Annotated in this window: 14 protein-coding genes; 6 read left to right on the forward strand and 8 right to left on the reverse strand. The window is 72.9% G+C overall.

Annotated features, from left to right (window positions below; all coding sequences use genetic code 11):
• Positions 1–51 precede the first annotated feature (51 nt).
• A complete protein-coding gene (locus ACOV8S_RS19700) occupies positions 52–963 on the reverse strand; it encodes a LysR substrate-binding domain-containing protein (RefSeq protein ID WP_448319108.1) in 912 nt (303 codons plus the stop codon).
• 108 nt (positions 964–1,071) lie between these two features.
• On the opposite strand from ACOV8S_RS19700, the gene ACOV8S_RS19705 reads away from it, so the two are divergent.
• Positions 1,072–2,079, forward strand: a complete 1,008-nt coding sequence (locus ACOV8S_RS19705) for an EamA family transporter (protein ID WP_448319109.1) — start codon at positions 1,072–1,074, stop codon at positions 2,077–2,079.
• Positions 2,000–2,644, forward strand: a complete 645-nt coding sequence (locus ACOV8S_RS19710; protein WP_448319110.1) for a GNAT family N-acetyltransferase — start codon at positions 2,000–2,002, stop codon at positions 2,642–2,644. The genes ACOV8S_RS19705 and ACOV8S_RS19710 overlap by 80 nt, the downstream gene beginning before the upstream one ends.
• Positions 2,645–2,772: 128 nt before the next feature.
• On the opposite strand, the gene rbsD is transcribed toward ACOV8S_RS19710, so the two are convergent.
• The 5 genes from rbsD to ACOV8S_RS19735 form a co-directional block, all read right to left on the reverse strand.
• Entirely contained in the window at positions 2,773–3,159 is a 387-nt protein-coding gene (gene rbsD / locus ACOV8S_RS19715; RefSeq protein ID WP_448319111.1) for a D-ribose pyranase, read from the reverse strand.
• Entirely contained in the window at positions 3,156–4,112 is a 957-nt protein-coding gene (locus tag ACOV8S_RS19720; protein ID WP_448319112.1) for a ribokinase, read from the reverse strand. The genes rbsD and ACOV8S_RS19720 overlap by 4 nt, the downstream gene beginning before the upstream one ends.
• Before the next feature lie 70 nt (positions 4,113–4,182).
• The gene (locus tag ACOV8S_RS19725) at positions 4,183–6,138 is read right to left on the reverse strand and encodes an ABC transporter permease/substrate-binding protein (protein WP_448319113.1); all 1,956 of its coding nucleotides are present in this window, start codon (positions 6,136–6,138) and stop codon (positions 4,183–4,185) included.
• Positions 6,128–7,714: a sugar ABC transporter ATP-binding protein gene (locus ACOV8S_RS19730; RefSeq protein ID WP_448319114.1), complete on the reverse strand. Its 1,587-nt coding sequence runs from the start codon at positions 7,712–7,714 to the stop codon at positions 6,128–6,130. Before ACOV8S_RS19730 ends, ACOV8S_RS19725 begins: the two co-directional genes overlap by 11 nt.
• Positions 7,711–8,772 (reverse strand): LacI family DNA-binding transcriptional regulator, encoded by a 1,062-nt coding sequence (locus ACOV8S_RS19735; protein WP_448319115.1) that lies wholly within the window; start codon positions 8,770–8,772, stop codon positions 7,711–7,713. The genes ACOV8S_RS19730 and ACOV8S_RS19735 overlap by 4 nt, the downstream gene beginning before the upstream one ends.
• A 232-nt stretch (positions 8,773–9,004) precedes the next feature.
• Here ACOV8S_RS19735 and ACOV8S_RS19740 point away from each other — a divergent pair, with 232 nt between their 5' ends.
• The 3 genes from ACOV8S_RS19740 (at position 9,005) to ACOV8S_RS19750 (ending at position 13,217) form a co-directional block, all read left to right on the forward strand.
• On the forward strand, positions 9,005–9,364 hold the full coding sequence (locus ACOV8S_RS19740) for a hypothetical protein (protein WP_448319116.1): 360 nt from the start codon (positions 9,005–9,007) through the stop codon (positions 9,362–9,364).
• 65 nt (positions 9,365–9,429) lie between these two features.
• A complete protein-coding gene (gene recD2 / locus ACOV8S_RS19745; protein ID WP_448319117.1) occupies positions 9,430–11,706 on the forward strand; it encodes an SF1B family DNA helicase RecD2 in 2,277 nt (758 codons plus the stop codon).
• Positions 11,707–11,924: 218 nt separating this feature from the next.
• Positions 11,925–13,217: a citrate synthase gene (locus ACOV8S_RS19750; RefSeq protein WP_382558005.1), complete on the forward strand. Its 1,293-nt coding sequence runs from the start codon at positions 11,925–11,927 to the stop codon at positions 13,215–13,217.
• 820 nt (positions 13,218–14,037) lie between these two features.
• Here ACOV8S_RS19750 and ACOV8S_RS19755 read toward each other — a convergent pair.
• Complete coding sequence (locus ACOV8S_RS19755) at positions 14,038–16,338, reverse strand: heavy metal translocating P-type ATPase (RefSeq protein WP_448319118.1); 2,301 nt, start codon at positions 16,336–16,338, stop codon at positions 14,038–14,040.
• A gap of 77 nt (positions 16,339–16,415) precedes the next feature.
• Complete coding sequence (locus tag ACOV8S_RS19760; protein ID WP_108955267.1) at positions 16,416–16,655, reverse strand: heavy-metal-associated domain-containing protein; 240 nt, start codon at positions 16,653–16,655, stop codon at positions 16,416–16,418.
• 289 nt (positions 16,656–16,944) lie between these two features.
• Here ACOV8S_RS19760 and mmsA point away from each other — a divergent pair.
• The coding region (gene mmsA / locus ACOV8S_RS19765; protein WP_448319119.1) for a CoA-acylating methylmalonate-semialdehyde dehydrogenase at positions 16,945–18,429 on the forward strand (1,485 nt) is incomplete at its 3' end.

Raw genomic sequence — 18,429 nt, forward strand, 5'->3', positions numbered from 1 at the left:
GCTCCGCGGTGACTGCTCCGGCAGCGCGGCCCTTGGACGCGCCACCGCCGCTCACGGTTCCCCGGTCATCCCCCGCCATCGCGACCGCAGCGTCCGCACCGTCTCCGTGACGGCCGGACGCCGGGCCGCCTCCTGCCGCCACACCGCGTACAGCCGCCGCACCGGCACCGGCTCCATCGGCACCGTCACCACCTCGTCGGGCAACGGCCCGCGGCCCAGGCGGGGGATCACCGCCACCCCGAGCCCGGCCGCCACCAGCGCCACCAGGGTGGGGTTCTCGTCGGCGGTGTGAACCACCCGCGGCTCGTGCCCGGCCGACCGCATGGTCCGCACCAGCCAGTCGTGGCAGACCCGCCCCGGCGGCTGGCAGACCCAGTCCTGGCCGGCCAGTTCCTCGCCCCGCACCCCGGACCGGCCGGCCAGCGGGTGCCCCCGCGGGACCAGCAGGTCGCTGCGGTCCTCACCGATCCGCCGCCGGGCCAACCCCGGCGGGAGCGCCATCGGGGCCACGTCCCAGTCGTGCGTCACCGCCACGTCGACGGCGCCCTTGGCCACCATGCCCACCGACAGGTGCGGGTCCACTTCGCTGAGCCGCAGGTCAAGTGCCCTGTGACGAGCCGCCAGTTCGGCCAGCACCCCAGGCATCAGCCCGCGCGCGGCCGAGGGGAAGGCGGCGACCGTCAGCCGCCCCGACGGCTCACCGCGCCGCTCCTCCAGGGCCGCCTCCGCCTGCTCCACCAGGCCCAGCAGCTCCCGCGCCGTCTCGGCGAGCTGACGCGCGTCCTCGGTGAGCCGCACGCCCCGGCCCTGCCGCTCCAGGAGCACCGTGCGGGTCTCACGCTCCAGTTTGGCGATCTGCTGGGACACCGCGGACGGCGTGTAACCCAGCGACTCCGCCGCCGCGTTGACGGTCCCGTGCACGGCGACGGCGTGCAGCGCGCGCAACCTCTGCAGGTCCAGCATGGTCCGGCCTCCCTCGACGCGACCCGCCCGTGGATTCAGCATCGCTACATCCACCCGTGCAGTAATCATCGCTGGTGCTTCACGGTGGTGGCGACGGATGCTCGACGCATGCGACCTACTCATCTCCTGCTGGCCGTGTCCGTGGCGGCCACCTGGGGCGTCAACTTCGTGGTGATCGAGGTCGGCCTCGACCACTTCCCGCCCCTCCTGCTGTCCGCGCTGCGGTTCCTCCTCGCCGCCCTGCCGGCCGTTTTCCTGGTCGGGCGGCCGAAGGTCGCCTGGAAGTGGATCGTGGGCGTCGGCGTCGCGCTGGGCGTGGCCAAGTTCGGGCTGGTCTTCGTCGGCATGGACCAGGGCATGCCCGCCGGGCTCACCTCGCTGGTGCTGCAGATCCAGGCCGTCTTCACCGCGCTGTTCGCCTTCGCCGTGCTCGGCGAGCGGCTCACCGGGCTGCGGGTCGCCGGCATGACGGTCGCGGTCGCCGGCATAGCGGTGGCGGCCGTCGACGAGGGGACGACGGGGCCGCTGCACGCCTTCGCCCTGGTGATACTCGGCGGCGCCTGCTGGGGCGTCTCCAACGTCCTCACCCGCAAGGCGTCCCCGCCGGACGCGCTCAACTTCATGGTCTGGGTGAGCACCGTGCCCGTGCTCCCGCTGCTGGCCCTCTCGCTCCTCATCGAGGGCGCCGACCGCGACCTGGCGGCCCTGCGCGACCTCGACATGGAGGGCGTCGGGGTGATCCTGTTCATCGCCTGGGTCAGCACCGTCTTCGGCTTCGGCGCCTGGGGCTGGCTGATCAAGCGGTACCCGGCCTCCACGGTGGCCCCGTTCTCGCTGCTGGTGCCGGTCTTCGGGATGGCCTCCGCCTGGCTGCTGCTGGACGAGACGGTGAGCCCGCTGCGCTGGGCGGCCGCCGCCCTGCTGGTCGCCGGCGTCGCCATGACCTCCCTCGTCCGCCCGGGCCGCGACCGCGTGGTCGCCGGCGGGTCCGGTGGTGCAGACTCCACGGCGGACGCACCGACGAAGGAGGACCCGGATGACCTTCCGGCTGACCGCCCCACCACTGGAGGGCTCACGGGTACGGCTGGAGCCGCTGCACCCGCGGCACGCGGCTGACCTTGCCGTCGCGGCGGAGGAGGACCGGTCCACCTTCGCCTGGACCTGGGTGCCCCGCGCGGACGAGGTCCCGGACTACATCGCCACCCAGCGGGGCCGCGCCGAGGAGGGGACGGTCGCGCCCTACGCACAGATCTCCCTGGCCACCGGCCGCGCCGTCGGCTGCACCTCCTTCTGCACGCCGCGCGCCTGGCGCACGCCCGGGAGGCTGGACGCGGTCGAGGTGGGGTGGACCTGGCTGGGCCGATCGGCGCAGGGCACCGGCGTCAACACCGAGGCCAAGCTGCTGCTGTTCCGGCAGGCGTTCGAGGGCTGGGGCGTCGGCCGGGTGGACCTGATGACCGACGCCCGCAACGCGCGGTCCCGTGCCGCGATGGAACGGGTGGGGGCCCGGCCCGAGGGAGTGCTGCGCGGCTGGGGCGTCTCCCGGGTCCCGGGGGAGGAGGGCCGGCTGCGCGACACGGCGGTCCACGCGGTCCTCGCGGAGGACTGGACCGAGGTTCGCGAGAAACTGGAAAAAATCTTGTCCGGCCGTACAACCTCCGCCCCACCTCGCCGGTCTTAGTCGGCGTCAGGAGTTCTGGAGGGGGATCCGGGGGGATCGGAAAAGCTTCTGGCGGGGGGAGAAACCGAAGGGGCCCGGTCCACAGGACCGGGCCCCTTCGTCATGCGCACCGCCCTCGACCCGGCCGGTCAGAAGAACACGCCGCAGCGCAGGAGGACGTTGGCGTACGGGGCCGCCTCGCCGGTGCGGACCACCAGACGGGCCTCGTGGGAACGCAGCTTGAGCTCCTCGTGGGGAACCAGGCGCAGCCCGGGCAGGCCGGCCAGCAGCGCGGCGGCCGCCGGATTGGCCTCCCGCACCTCGGACGCGGCGACGGCGCCCTCCACGACCAGCTCCTCCAGCAGCCCGTCCAGCACCTCCGCGAAGGACGGCACCCCGGCGCGGAACGCCAGGTCCACCACCCGCGGGCCCGCGGGTATCGGCATGCCCGCGTCGCAGACCAGCACCTGGTCGGTGTGGCCCAGCTCCGCGAGGGCGCCCGCCAGGTGGCGGTTGAGGATCCCCGACCGCTTCACAGCGCCTCGACCTCCTCGGCCGTCGGGTAGGACGCCTGGGCGCCCTCCCGGGTGACCGCCGCCGCGCCGACCCGCGCCGCGTAGGCGGCCGCCGCCGGCAGGGACTCGCCGAGGCCCAGCCGCCAGGCCAGCGCCGCGGTGAACGCGTCGCCCGCGCCGGTGGTGTCCACGGCGTCGACCTTCACCGACGGCACACGGGTGACCTCGACGCCGGCCGCCGTGCCCTGCGCCGACGGGTCCGCCGAGGCCGCGCGTCCCGCCGCCTCGGCCGTCACCGCGCCCTCCGCGCCCAGGGTGACCACCACCGAGCGCGGCCCCAGCGCCAGCAGCGCCCGGGCCCACTCCTCGGGGGACTCGCCCAGCGGGCCGTCGCCGGCGATCACCCGCGCCTCGTGCTCGTTGACGATCAGCGGGTCGCAGGCCGCCAGCAGCTGAGCGGGGAGCTCCCGCGGCGGCGACGGGTTCAGCACGAACCGCGTCCCCGGCGCCAGCAGGCGCACCGCCTCGGTCACCGTCTCCAGCGGGATCTCCAGCTGCGCCGAGACCACCGGCGCACGGCGCAGCACGCCTTCGGACGCCGTCCGCGCGTCCTCGGGCGTCAGCCGCCCGTTGGCGCCGGGCGACACCACGATGCTGTTGTCGCCCGACGGGTCCACGGTGATCAGCGCGACGCCGGTGGGCGCCCCGCCGGCCGCCACCGCGGCGGTGTCCACGCCGGAGGAGGACAGCGAGTCCAGCAGCAGCCGCCCGTGCGGGTCGTCGCCCACCCGGGCGACCAGGGCCGTCCGCGCCCCGAGCCGGGCCGCGGCGACCGCCTGGTTGGCGCCCTTGCCGCCCGGGTGGACCGCGAGGTCCGAGCCGAGCACGGTCTCGCCGGCGGCGGGCCGCCGCTCGACGCCGATCACCAGGTCCGCGTTGGCCGAACCGACGACCACCAGGTCGTAGTCGAACATCACCGTCTCCTCGTCTTCCTCACCCGGACCGTCGGCTTCCTCGCCCGGACCCGTTGTCTCTTCCGGACCGTCAGCCGCCGAACGAGCCGACGTTCTCCTTGGTGACGACCTTCACCGGCACCTTGACCAGGTCCTTGAGGTCCTTGCCCTCGGCCGCGTCCAGCGCGTTGCGCACCGCGATCTTCCCCAGCTCGGTGGGCTGCTGGGCGACCGAGGCGTAGAGGGTGCCCGCCTCGACGGCCTTCAGACCGTCCGGGGTGCCGTCGAAGCCCACGACCTGCACGTCCTTGCCCGCACGGGAGCCGAGGGCCTTCGCGGCGCCGAGCGCCATCTCGTCGTTCTCGGCGAACACGCCCTGGACGTCGGGGTGCGCCTGGAGCAGGTTGGTCATGACGTCCAGGCCCTTGGTGCGGTCGAAGTCCGCGGGCTGCTTGGCGACCACCTCGATGCCGGGGAACTCCTCGAGACCCTCGGCGAACCCCTGGCCGCGCTCACGGCTGGCGGAGGTGCCCGCCTGGCCCTGCAGGATCACGATGGAGCCCTTGCCGCCCAGCTTCTCGCCCAGCGCGCGGGCCGCCATCCGGCCGCCCTCGACGTTGTCCGACGCGACCAGCGTGTCGACCTCCGCCTTGTTGACGCCGCGGTCCACGGCCACCACCGGGATGTCCGCCTTGTTGGCGGAGCGCACCGAGGGGCCCGCCGCGTCGGAGTCCACCGGGTTGACGACGATGGTGGACAGGCCGGAGCTGGTGAAGTTCTGCAGCTGGTTGGCCTGCTGGGAGGCGTCGTTCTGGGCGTCCGTGACGGTCAGGTCCACGCCCAGCTTCTTCGCCTCCTGCTCCGCGCCCTGGCGGATCTGCACGAAGAACGGGTTGTTCAGGGTGGAGAGCGACAGACCCACCTTCTGCTTGGCGGCCGAGTCGGAGCCGTTGTGCAGGAAGGACATCGAGGCCACCACCGCGACCGCGACCACGGCGGCCAGCAGGTAGGTCAGCGCCTGCTTGCCGCGGTTCCCGCCGCCGCCCGCCGGGGAGGCGGCCGCCGGGGTGGCGCCGGCCTTGCGGCGGACGGTGTCCAGCAGGACGGCGAGCGCGATGACCACGCCGATGACGACCTGCTGCCAGAACGCGGAGACCGAGAGCAGGTTGAGACCGTTGCGCAGCACGGCGAGGATCAGCGCGCCGATGAGCGTGCCGGAGGCCTTGCCGACGCCGCCGGCCAGCGAGGCGCCGCCGATGACGACCGCGGCGATCGCGTCGAGCTCGTAGCCCTGCGCGGCCTGAGGCTGCGCGGAGGACAGGCGGGAGGCCAGCACGATGCCCGCCGCGGCGGCGAACAGGCCGGACAGGGCGTAGATCGCCAGCTTCTGCTTCTTGACCTTCAGGCCGGACAGCCGGGCGGCCTCCTCGTTGCCGCCGATGGCGTACATGGAGCGCCCGATGTAGGTGCGGCCCAGGACCAGCGCCGTGATCAGGCCGAGGACGACCATGACCAGGACCGGCACCGGCAGCCAGCCGCCGAGGGTGTCGCCGAGGTGCGAGACCGACTCGGGGAACGGGATCGGGCTGCCCTGCGAGATCACCAGCGACAGACCGCGCGCGATCGACAGCATCGCCAGGGTGGCGATGAACGGCGGCAGCTTCCCGTAGGAGATCAGCACACCGTTGACGAAGCCGCAGGCCAGGCCGGTGGCGACGGCCAGGATCACGGCGACGACGACCGGTACGCCCTCGGAGGTGGCCATCCAGGCCAGCACGGTCGCCGACAGCGCGGCCACCGAGCCCACCGACAGGTCGATGCCCGCCGAGACGATGACGAAGGTGACGCCGAAGGCCAGGATGGCGGTGACCGCCGCCTGGACGCCGATGTTCAGCAGGTTGTCCGCGGTCAGGAAATCGCCGGAGAGCGCCGACATGGCGACCACCAGGACGATCAGCGCGGTCAGCGCGCCGTTGTCGAGCAGGATGCGGCGCAGGCCGCCGGCGCCACTCGCGCCCGGCCTGCTCTTGAGCGTGTCAGTGGCCACGGTCGGCCTTCCCTTCCTTGGTTCCTGCGTTCCCGGCCTCTTCGCCGGTGGCGTGCGTGGTGTGCGTGGACTGCGTGGACTGCGGGGACTGCGTGGAGACGGCGAGGGCCATCACCGCGTCCTGGGTCGCCCGGTCGGCGGGCAGCTCGCCCGCGATCCGGCCCTGGGCCATCACCAGCACCCGGTCGCTCATGCCGAGCACCTCGGGCAGGTCGCTGGAGACCATCAGGACCGCCGCACCGGCGGCGGTGAGTTCGTTGATCAGCTGGTAGATCTCGACCTTGGCGCCCACGTCGATGCCGCGGGTCGGCTCGTCGAGGATCAGCACCCGGGTGTCGGCGAGCAGCCACTTGCCGATGACGACCTTCTGCTGGTTGCCGCCGGACAGGGTGCGTACCTGCTGGTCGAGGCCGGCCATCCGGACGCCGAGCTGCTCGGCGATCCGCCCGGCGGCCTGCCGCTGGCCCTTGCGGTCCACCAGCCCGGCCTTCGTCGACGACCGGAGGGTCACCAGGCCGAGGTTCTCCGCGACGGAGGCGTCGAGGAGCAGGCCCTGGCCCTTGCGGTCCTCGGGGATCAGTCCGATCCCGGCGTCCAGCGCGGCGTTGACGTCGTGGCGGCGCAGGTCCTTCCCCGCCACCGTGACCGTGCCCGCGTCGTAGGGGTCGGCGCCGAACACGGCGCGCACCACCTCGGTGCGGCCGGCGCCGACCAGGCCGGCGATGCCGACGACCTCGCCGGCCCGGACCTCGAAGCACACGTCGTGGAAGACGCCGTCCCGGGTCAGCCCCTCCACCCGCAGCAGCGGCTCGCCGGCCGTGGTCCGCTCGCGCGGGTACTGCTGCTCGATGGAGCGGCCCACCATCAGGCGGACCAGTTCGCCCTCCGGGGCGGCGGCCGGGACCTGGCCGACGCTGCGGCCGTCGCGGATGACGGTGACGCGGTCGCCGAGGGCGGCGATCTCCTCCAGGTGGTGGGTGATGAAGACGACGCCCACGCCGTCCTCGCGCAGCCGGCGGACGATCGAGAACAGCTTCTCGACCTCCTCCGAGGTGAGCACCGCGGTCGGCTCGTCCATGATCAGCACGCGGGCGTCCAGGCTGAGCGCCTTGGCGATCTCCACCATCTGCAGGCGGGCGATGCCCAGTTCGCGCACCCGGGCATGCGGCGGGACCGGCACCCCGACCCGTTCCAGCAGCTCGGCGGCGTCGGCCTCCATGCGGCGGCGGTCGATCATGCCGAACCGGCGGGGCTGGCGGCCCAGGAAGATGTTCTCGGCCACGGTCAGGTCCGGGACCAGGTTGAACTCCTGGTAGATGGTGGCGATGCCCAGCTTCTCCGCGTCCTGCGCGCTGCCGATCGTCACCTCCCGGCCGTCGACCAGGATGCGGCCCTCGTCCGGGCGGTGGGCGCCGGAGAGCGTCTTGATCAGCGTGCTCTTGCCCGCGCCGTTCTCGCCGAGCAGCACGTGCACCTCGCCGCGCCGCAGGTCGAAGTCGACGCCGTCGAGCGCGACCACGCCGGGGAAGGCCTTGCGCACTCCTTCGATGCGCAGCAACTCGTCCGTGTCGCTCACGGGTTGCTCCTCTTCTGGGGGTCGGTCCCGTTCTGCGGACCGGTCCCGGTGTCGTGGCCGTCCTCGCCGCAGGAGCGGCGGACGACGAGCCGGGCGGGAAGGGTGACGGACCGGGCGGCCCGGCCCTCGATGCGGTCGACCAGGGCGCGCACCGCCGCACGGCCGAGCTCGCCGGTGGGCTGGGCGATCGCGGTGACCGGGGGGTCGGTGTGCACGAACCAGGGGATGTCGTCGAACGCCGCCAGCGCGATGTCGTGCGGTACCCGCAGGCCGCGCGAGCGCACGGCGTCCAGGGCGCCGAGCGCCATCAGGTTGTCGGCGGCGAACACGGCCTCGGGCGGCTCGGGCAGGTCCAGGAACCGCTCGGTGGCGCGCCGGCCGCTCTCGGCCTGGAAGTCGCCCTGGCCGATGTAGGTATCGGGCAGCTCCAGGCCGTGCGCGGCGAGCGCCTCGCGGAAGGCCTCGACCCGCTCGCTGCCGGTGGTGGTGGCCGCCGGGCCCGCGATGATGGCGAGCCGCCGGTGCCCGAGGCGGTGGAGATGGGCGACCAGCTCCCGCACGGCGTCCCGGCCGTCCGAGCGGACCACGGGCACGTCCACGTCGTCCGCGCCCGGGATCCACCGGTCGACGAAGACGACCGGGGTCCCGGCCCGCGCGGTGTCGAGCAGCAGGGGGGTGCCGCCGTCGGTGGGGGAGACCAGCAGGCCGTCGATCCGGCGGTCCCGCAGGTTGCGGATGTGGTGGTCCTGCAGGTCGGGGCGCTCGTCGGCGTTGCCGATGATCACGCTGTACCCGAGGGCGCGCGCTTCCTCCTCCACGGCCCGGGCGAGCTCGGTGAAGTAGGGGTTCAGCACGTCGCTGATCACCAGCCCGAGGGTGCGGGTCTGGTCGGTGCGCAGTGACCGGGCGACCGCGTTGGGGCGGTACCCGAGCTCCTCGACCGCGGCCAGCACCCGGGCGCGGGCGTCCTCGCTCACCGAGGGGTGCCGGTTGAGCGCGCGCGACACGGTCGCGACGGAGACTCCGGCGCGGGCCGCGACGTCCTTGATGCCAGGCATGAGCGGTTCCACCTCCTTGTGGAAACGTTTACACGAGCGATTGGAAACGATTACACGGGCGGCTGGCAAGGGTCTGGGACCAGGTTGTGAGATAGCTCGCTCGGGCGGGCGGGGGAGGCGAGGGCCGCGCGGCGCGCGAGGTGGCGAAACGTTTCGCGGAAGTGGGCGGATCTCCGTCGCCGCGGAGCTACCCGCGAGTAGCATCGCTCCACACCGTTCTGAGGAGACCCCGATGTCCCGCTCGCCCCTCGCCCTCGCCGCCCTCCTCGCCACGGCCGGCGCCGCCCACTTCGCCCGTCCCCGCGTCTTCGACGGCATCGTCCCCCGTGGCCTCCCGGGCTCCGCCCGCGCCTGGACCTACGCCAGCGGCGCGGCCGAACTCGCCCTGGCCGCCGGCCTCGCCGCGCCCCGCACCCGGCGTACCGCGGCCCTGGCGACCGCCGCCTTCTTCGTCGGCGTCTTCCCGGCGAACGTGAAGATGGCCCGCGACTGGAGCCGCCGGCCCGCCTCGATGAAGGCCGTCGCCTACGGCCGGCTGCCCCTGCAGGTGCCCCTGGTGCTGTGGGCGCGTGACGTCGCCCGCAAGAACTGACCGTCACTCACCCGGGTTTTCCACAGGCCCGCGGCGTTGTCGCCGCCCGGCGGTAACGTCGGAACATGGCAACTCCGCCCACCAGCAGGCTCGCCACCCTCGAGGGCGTGCTCGAGCGCGTCACGTACGCCAACGAGGAGAACGGCTACACCGTCGCCCGGGTCGACACCGGCCGCGGCTCGGGCCCGGGCGAGCTGCTCACCGTCGTCGGCGCGCTGCTCGGCGCCCAGGCCGGGGAGTCGCTGCGGATGGAGGGCCGCTGGGGCTCCCACCCCCAGTACGGCAAGCAGTTCCACGTCGAGAACTACACGACCGTCCTGCCCGCCACGGTCCAGGGCATCCGCCGTTACCTCGGTTCCGGCCTGGTCAAGGGGATCGGGCCGGTCTTCGCCGACCGCATCACCCGCCACTTCGGGACGGACACCCTCACCGTCATCGAGGAGTCGCCGCAGCGCCTGATCGAGGTCCCCGGTCTCGGTCCCAAGCGGACGAAGCGGATCATCGCCGCCTGGGAGGAACAGAAGGCGATCAAGGAGGTCATGCTCTTCCTCCAGACCGTCGAGGTGTCCACCTCCATCGCCGTGCGCATCTACAAGAAGTACGGCGACGCCTCCATCTCCGTCGTGAAGAACCAGCCCTACCGCCTCGCCGCCGACGTCTGGGGCATCGGCTTCCTCACCGCCGACAAGATCGCCCAGTCCGTCGGCATACCGCACGACAGCCCGGAGCGGGTGAAGGCCGGGCTCCAGTACGCCCTCTCCCAGTCCGCCGACCAGGGCCACTGCTTCCTGCCCGAGGAACGCCTGATCGCCGACGCGGTCAAGCTGCTCCAGGTCGACACCGGCCTGGTCATCGAGTGCCTCGCCGAGCTGGCCGCGCCCGGACCGGACGGCGAGGAGCCTGGCGTGGTCCGCGAGAAGGTCCCCGGACCGGACGACGACGGCAGCCCGGTCACCGGCGTCTACCTGGTCCCCTTCCACCGGGCGGAACAGGCGCTGGCCTCCCGCCTGTTGCGGCTGCTGCGCGCCGACGGCGACCGGATGCCCTGGTTCCACGACGTGGACTGGGACCGCGCGCTGAGCTGGCTGCGCACCCGCACCGGGGCCGAGCTGGCCCCGGAGCAGGAGGCCGCGGTGAAGCTGGCCCTCACCGAGAAGGCCGCCGTGCTCACCGGCGGGCCCGGCTGCGGCAAGTCGTTCACGGTCCGCTCGATCGTGGAGCTGGCCCGCGCCAAGCGCGCCAAGGTGGTGCTGGCCGCGCCCACCGGCCGGGCCGCCAAGCGGCTCGCCGAGCTGACCGGCGCCGAGGCCTCCACGGTCCACCGGCTGCTGGAGCTCAAGCCCGGCGGGGACGCCGCCTACGACCAGGACCGCCCGCTCGACGCCGACCTGGTGGTGGTCGACGAGGCCTCCATGCTGGACCTGCTGCTCGCCAACAAGCTGGTCAAGGCCGTCGCCCCCGGCGCCCACCTGCTGTTCGTCGGCGACGTGGACCAGCTGCCCAGCGTCGGCGCGGGCGAGGTGCTGCGCGACCTGCTGGCGGACGGCAGCCCCGTCCCGGCGGTGCGCCTGACCAAGGTCTTCCGCCAGGCGCAGCAGTCCGGCGTGGTCACCAACGCGCACCGGATCAACGCCGGGCACCATCCGGTCACCGACGGGCTCAAGGACTTCTTCCTGTTCGTCGAGGAGGACACCGAGGAGGCGGGCCGCCTCACCGTCGACGTGGCCGCCCGGCGGCTGCCCGCCCGCTTCGGCCTCGACCCCCGCCGCGACGTACAGGTGCTCGCCCCCATGCACCGCGGTCCGGCGGGCGCCGGCGCGCTCAACGGCCTGCTGCAGCAGGCGGTCACCCCGGCCCGCCCGGACCTGCCCGAGAAGAGGTTCGGCGGGCGGGTCTTCCGTGTGGGGGACAAAGTCACACAGATCCGTAACAATTATGAAAAAGGGAAGAACGGGGTCTTCAACGGCACGGTCGGTGTCGTCACCTCGCTCGACCCCGACGAGCAGCGGCTCACGGTGCTCACCGACGAGGACGAGGAGGTTCCCTACGACTTCGACGAGCTCGACGAGCTGGCCCACGCCTACGCGGTGACCATCCACCGCTCGCAGGGCAGCGAGTACCCGGCCGTGGTCATCCCGGTGACCACCGGCGCGTGGATGATGCTGCAGCGCAACCTGCTCTACACGGCGGTGACCCGGGCCAGGAAACTGGTCGTGCTCGTTGGCTCCCGCAAAGCCATCGGACAGGCGGTGCGCACCGTCTCGGCGGGGCGGCGCTGCACGGCGCTGGACCACCGGCTTTCCGGGGCGGGGCGCCTCCCGGGACCCCGCCCGCCGGTGTGAGGATTCTTTTCGATAAAAATGATCGATCAAATGGGTCGCAAAGGTCACAGTGGCCTTCCGCAACCGGCCCGCGACGGGCAGGATGAACAGGTTGACGGCACTGAGTGCCGCCGATGGGCCCGATGGTCGACCCCGAGTGCACTCGCCAGAGCCAGTTGGGGGAAGGTAGAGGCGGTCAGGGCACCTCGAAGATGAGGACTAGGTCGGTGAGGGAAGACGTGAGCGACAACTCTGTAGTACTGCGGTACGGCGACGGCGAGTACACCTACCCGGTGGTCGACAGCACCGTCGGCGACAAGGGCTTCGACATCGCGAAGCTCCGGGCCCAGACCGGTCTGGTGACCCTGGACAGCGGCTACGGCAACACCGCCGCCTACAAATCCGCGATCACCTATCTGGACGGTGAGCAGGGCATCCTGCGTTACCGCGGCTACCCGATCGAGCAGCTGGCCGAGCGGTCGACCTTCCTGGAGGTCGCCTACCTGCTGATCAACGGCGAGCTTCCGACGGTCGACGAGCTCACGACGTTCAAGAACGAGATCACGCAGCACACCCTGCTGCACGAGGACGTCAAGAACTTCTTCCGCGGTTTCCCGCGGGACGCCCACCCGATGGCGATGCTGTCCTCGGTCGTCTCGGCGCTGTCCAGCTTCTACCAGGACAGCCACAACCCGTTCGACGAGAAGCAGCGGCACCTCTCCACGATCCGCCTTCTCGCCAAGCTCCCGACGATCGCGGCGCACGCGTACAAGAAGTCGGTCGGCCACCCGTTCGTCTACCCGCGCAACGACCTCGGCTACGTCGAGAACTTCCTGCGCATGACGTTCTCCGTGCCGGCGGAGGAGTACGAGCTGGACCCGGTCGTGGTCTCGGCGCTCGACAAGCTGCTGATCCTGCACGCGGACCACGAGCAGAACTGCTCCACCTCCACGGTCCGCCTGGTCGGCTCCTCGCAGGCCAACATGTTCGCGTCCATCTCGGCCGGCATCAGCGCCCTGTGGGGCCCGCTGCACGGTGGCGCCAACCAGTCGGTGCTGGAGATGCTCGAGGGCATCCAGGCCAACGGCGGCGACGTCGACTCCTTCATCCGCAAGGTGAAGAACAAGGAGGACGGCGTCCGCCTGATGGGCTTCGGCCACCGGGTGTACAAGTCCTTCGACCCGCGCGCCAAGATCATCAAGGCCGCGGCCCACGACGTGCTCTCGGCGCTCGGCAAGTCCGACGAGCTGCTGGACATCGCGCTGAAGCTCGAGGAGCACGCGCTGTCCGACGAGTACTTCGTCTCCCGCAACCTGTACCCGAACGTGGACTTCTACACGGGTCTGATCTACCGGGCGATGGGCTTCCCGACCGAGATGTTCACCGTGCTGTTCGCGCTGGGCCGCCTGCCGGGCTGGATCGCGCAGTGGCACGAGATGATCAAGGAGCCGGGTTCCCGCATCGGCCGCCCGCGCCAGATCTACACGGGCATCGTCGAGCGCGACTTCGTCCCGGTGGAGGAGCGCGCCTGACCCGCCGCCCCCCGCTTGCCACTGGAGCCGCCCCGGTCCTCTCCGACCGGGGCGGCTCCGGCGCGTCCGGGGCCGCACGAGGGTCCGAGATGCCTCCCCGGGGCCCCTGGAGGCTCCCAGGGCGCCGCTGAGGCCGTGTGGGGCCCTGCAGCCGCCGCAGGGCGACCGGGCGGAGCCGGCGGCCCGGCGAGGGCGGCGGAGGCGGGGTGCGCGACGGGGAAAGACGAAGGGCGCCCTGCCGCCGGTCCCCCCACGGGCCGACGTACAGGGCGCCCTTCTGTGCCCCGGTGCGGATTCCCCCCACGGGATCCGGGCCCGGGCGTCCACGGGCAGCGCCTGAAACGCTGCGCGCGCCGTCAGGACGGCACGCGTTGTGCGGTCTGCCGGGACCCGTGGCGTCGGGAGGGCCGCTCAAAGCTCCCCGGTCGCACGTGCCCCGGCAACGCAGCTCCGGAGGCGTCCCCCAAGACGTCTCCGCAGATGCCGGTCACACCCCCCAAGATGCTTCCGGCACCGCCAACTTAGACCTTCGAATGCACTGAAGGGTTACGTTGACATCACTGTGATCTGCATCTCCCACGGCTTCCTGTCCGCGGCGGTTGTCCGGCAGAACGAGCCGGTCAGCGACGCATGAAGATGGCGCGCGAGACTTGTGAAGAGCTTATGTGAGGAACGGGTGGCAGATCCAGAGGACGACGGATTTGCCGCAAGCCGTTTTTCGGTCACCCGGCCGGGTCGCGCGGAAGACCGCGCCGAGCACCGCCCCGAGGACCGGGCCGAAGGCCGTGCGCGGGCGCCCCGGGAGGGCGTCCCGGCCGGCTCAGCGGAAGCCGCGCAGCCGCAGGCTGTTGCTGACCACGAACACCGACGAGAAGGCCATCGCGCCGCCCGCGATCACCGGGTTCAGCAGCCCCGCCGCCGCCAGCGGCAGCGCCGCCACGTTGTAGCCGAAGGCCCAGAACAGGTTGCCCTTGATGGTGGCCAGGGTCCGCCGGGAGAGCCGGATCGCGTCCGCCGCCACCCGCAGGTCCCCGCGGACCAGCGTGAGGTCGCTCGCCTCGATCGCCGCGTCGGTGCCCGTGCCCATGGCCAGGCCCAGGTCCGCCGCCGCCAGCGCCGCCGCGTCGTTGACGCCGTCGCCGACCATGGCCACCGTGCGGCCCTCCGCCTGGAGCCGGCGCACGGCCTCCACCTTGTCCTCGGGCAGGACCTCCGCGACGACGTCCGCCTCGTCGATGCCCACCGAGCGGGCCACCGAGACGGCCGCCCGCCGGTTGTCTCCGGTGAGCAGCACCGGACGCAGCCCCAGACGGCGCAGTTCGGCAACCGCCTCCGCGCTGGTCGGCTTCACGGTGTCGGAGACCGCCAGGACCCCGCGCGCCGCGCCGTCCCACGAGACCACCACGGCGGTGCGGCCGGCGTCCTCCGCGGCCTCCTTGGCCCGAGCCAAGGCCTCCGGCAGCTCCGGGGCCGCCCCGTCCGCCGTGAGCCGCCCGACGGTCACCTCGCGCCCTTCGACGCGGCCGCGCACGCCCCGGCCGGGCAGGTTGGCGAAGTCCTCCACGGCGGGCAGCGTGCCCACCCGGTCCTGGGCGCCGGCCGCCACCGCCCGCGCCACCGGATGCTCGGAGGCGTGCTCCACCGCGCCCGCCAGGCGCAGCAGCTCCGCCTCCTCGACGCCCTCGGCGGCGTGGGACTCGTGCAGCGTCATCGAGCCGGTGGTGACCGTGCCGGTCTTGTCGAGCACCACGGTGTCCACCCGGCGGGTCGACTCCAGGACCTCGGGGCCCTTGATCAGGATGCCGAGCTGGGCGCCCCGCCCGGTGCCGACCATCAGCGCCGTCGGCGTCGCCAGGCCGAGCGCGCAGGGGCAGGCGATGATCAGCACCGCCACCGCCGCGGTGAACGCCGCCGTGACGTCGCCGTCGGCCAGCAGCCAGCCGACCAGGGTGCCCAGCGCGATCAGCAGCACCACCGGGACGAAGATCCCCGATATGCGGTCGGCCAGCCGCTGCACCTCGGCCTTGCCGTTCTGCGCCTCCTCGACCAGCTCGGCCATCCGGGCCAGCCGCGTGTCGGAGCCCACCCGGGTGGCCTCCACGACGAGCCTGCCGCCCGCGTTGACGGTCGCCCCGGTGACCGCGTCGCCCACCGAGACGTCCATCGGCGCCGACTCACCGGTCAGCAGCGAGGCGTCCACCGCGGAGGAACCCTCCACCACCACGCCGTCCGTGGCGACCTTCTCGCCCGGCCGCACCACGAACCGGTCGCCGACCGCCAGCGCGTCGACCGGAATCCTGGTCTCACGGCCGTCGCGGAGCACCGCGACGTCCTTGGCCCCCAGCTCCATCAGCGCCCGCAGCGCCGCCCCGGCGCGCCGCTTGGAGCGCGCCTCCAGCCAGCGGCCCAGCAGGATCAGCGCCGTGACCCCGGCGGCGACCTCCAGGTAGAGCGTCGCGGAGGCGTCGCCGCGGGAGACGGTCAGGGAGAACTCGTGCCGCATCCCCGGCATGCCGGCGTGGCCCAGGAACAGCGCCCACAGCGACCAGCCGAAGGCGGCCAGGGTGCCCAGCGAGACGAGGGTGTCCATGGTGGCCGCACCGTGCCGGGCGTTGGTCCAGGCGGCGCGGTGGAACGGCAGCGCCCCCCACACCACGACCGGGGCGGCCAGGGTGAGGGAGAGCCACTGCCAGTTGTCGAACTGCAGCGCCGGGATCATCGCCAGGAGCACGACGGGCAGCCCGAGGACCGCGGAGACCGTGAACCGGGTCCGCAGCGCCGTCACCTCGGGGTCGTCGTCCCCCTCGGCCGGCTCCCCGGCGGAGGGGGACGGCCCGGCGGCTCGCGCGGGCGCCGGCGGGGGAGGCGGCTCCGCCGTGTACCCGGTCCTCACCACCGTGTCGACCAGGTCCGCGACCGATACCCCCTCGGGGTAGGAGACGCGGGCCTTCCCGGTGGCGTAGTTGACCGTGGCCTCCACGCCGTCCATCCGGTTGAGCTTCTTCTCGATCCGGGCGGCGCACGAGGCGCAGGTCATGCCGCCGATCAGCAGCTCGACCTCGGAGCGGGGCGCATCCGCGACCGGGTCCGCCGTCCCGGTCGTGGTGACGGTGCTGGACATTCGGGCCTCCTGGGCGATGACGGGGTGACGCGGGACGCGGCGTGGCGAGCGAAGGTGTGCGCGCGTGCCGCGGGCGGTCAGGCGCGGCCGGCGTACTCGAAACCGGCCTCGTCCACGGCGGCGCGGACCGCCTCCTCCTCCAGCGGGGCGGCCGAGACCACGGTGACCTCACCGGCCGAGGCGACGGCCTTGACCGACTCCACGCCCGGGATGCGGGAGAGCTCGCCGGAGACCGAGCCCTCGCAGTGGCCGCAGCTCATGCCGGTGACCTTGTAGACGGCGGTGACGGTTCCCTGGGTGTCGGTCGACTGGGTCATGTCGTTACTCCTGATCGATGGGATGGCGTTGTCGCCCTCTGGTACCCAGACTATACCCCCAGGGGGTATGTGCCAAAGAGAGGGCCCGGCGAGGCGCGCCGACGGCCACGGACCCGCCCGGCGTGGGGTGCCGCGACGATCGAGGACGCCCCAGGGCCCGCCGGGACCGGCAGGGCGCGGGGTGTCGGCGCCGGGCCGCGGAGGCACACACTGTGTCGGGAGCGTTCCCCAGCCCGGTCCTGGTGTCATGGGACGGTCCGGCGAGCTGTCGACTGCGAAGGAGTCCCGCATGACGAAGACCCTCCACCACTGGATCGGCGGCAGGACCGTCGAGGGGACGTCCGGGAGGTTCGGCCCGGTCACCGACCCCGCCACCGGCGCCGTCACCACCCAGGTCGCCTTCGCCACCGCACAGGAGGTGGACGCGGCCGTCGCCGCCGCCGGGGCGGCGTTCGCCGACTGGGGCCGCTCCTCGCTGGCCGCCCGCACCACGATCCTGTTCAGGTTCCGCGCCCTGGTGGACGCCCACCGCGACGAGATCGCCCGGCTGATCACCGCCGAGCACGGCAAGGTGCACTCCGACGCCCTCGGCGAGGTCGCCCGCGGCCTGGAGATCATCGACCTGGCCTGCGGCATCCCCGTCCAGCTCAAGGGCGAGCTGTCCACCGAGGTGGCCGGCCGGGTGGACGTGGCCGCGATCCGCCAGCCGCTGGGCGTGGTCGCCGGCATCACGCCGTTCAACTTCCCCGCCATGGTGCCGATGTGGATGTTCCCGCTGGCCGTCGCCTGCGGGAACACCTTCGTGCTCAAGCCCTCCGAGAAGGACCCCTCGGCCGCGAACCTGCTCGCCTCGCTGCTCGCGGAGGCCGGCCTGCCGGACGGGGTGTTCAACGTCGTGCACGGCGACCGGGTCGCCGTCGACCGGCTGCTGGAGCACCCGGACGTGCGGGCGGTCTCCTTCGTGGGCTCCACACCCGTCGCCCGGCACGTCCACACCACCGCCGCGGCCCACGGCAAGCGCGTCCAGGCGCTCGGCGGGGCCAAGAACCACATGCTGGTGCTGCCCGACGCCGACCTGGACGCCGCCGCCGACGCCGCGGTCTCCGCCGCCTACGGCTCGGCGGGGGAGCGGTGCATGGCCATCTCCGCGGTGGTCACCGTCGGCGCGATCGGCGACGAGCTGGTGCGCCGAATCCGCGAGCGCGCCGAGAAGGTCGTGATCGGTCCCGGCCACGACCCCGTCTCCGAGATGGGCCCGCTGATCACCCGCGCCCACCGCGACAAGGTGGCCTCGTACGTGCGGGGCGCCGCCGCGCAGGGGGCCGAGGTCGTCCTGGACGGCACCGGCTTCACCGTCGAGGGGTACGAGGACGGGCACTGGATCGGCATCTCGCTGCTGGACCGGGTGCCGGTCACCGCCGACGCGTACCGCGACGAGATCTTCGGCCCGGTGCTGTGCGTGCTGCGCGCCGAGACCTACGAGGAGGGGCTGGCGCTCGTCAACGCCTCACCGTTCGGAAACGGCGCGGCGATCTTCACCCGTGACGGCGGGGCGGCGCGGCGTTTCCAGATGGAGGTCGAGGCCGGGATGGTGGGCGTCAACGTCCCGATCCCGGTGCCGGTGGGCTACCACTCGTTCGGCGGGTGGAAGGACTCGCTCTTCGGCGACCACCACATCTACGGCAACGACGGCACGCGCTTCTACACCCGCGGCAAGGTCGTCACCACCCGCTGGCCCGACCCGGCCGACACCCCGCCCGGCGTGGACCTCGGC

The organism is Streptomyces sp. CO7 (assembly GCF_053474865.1).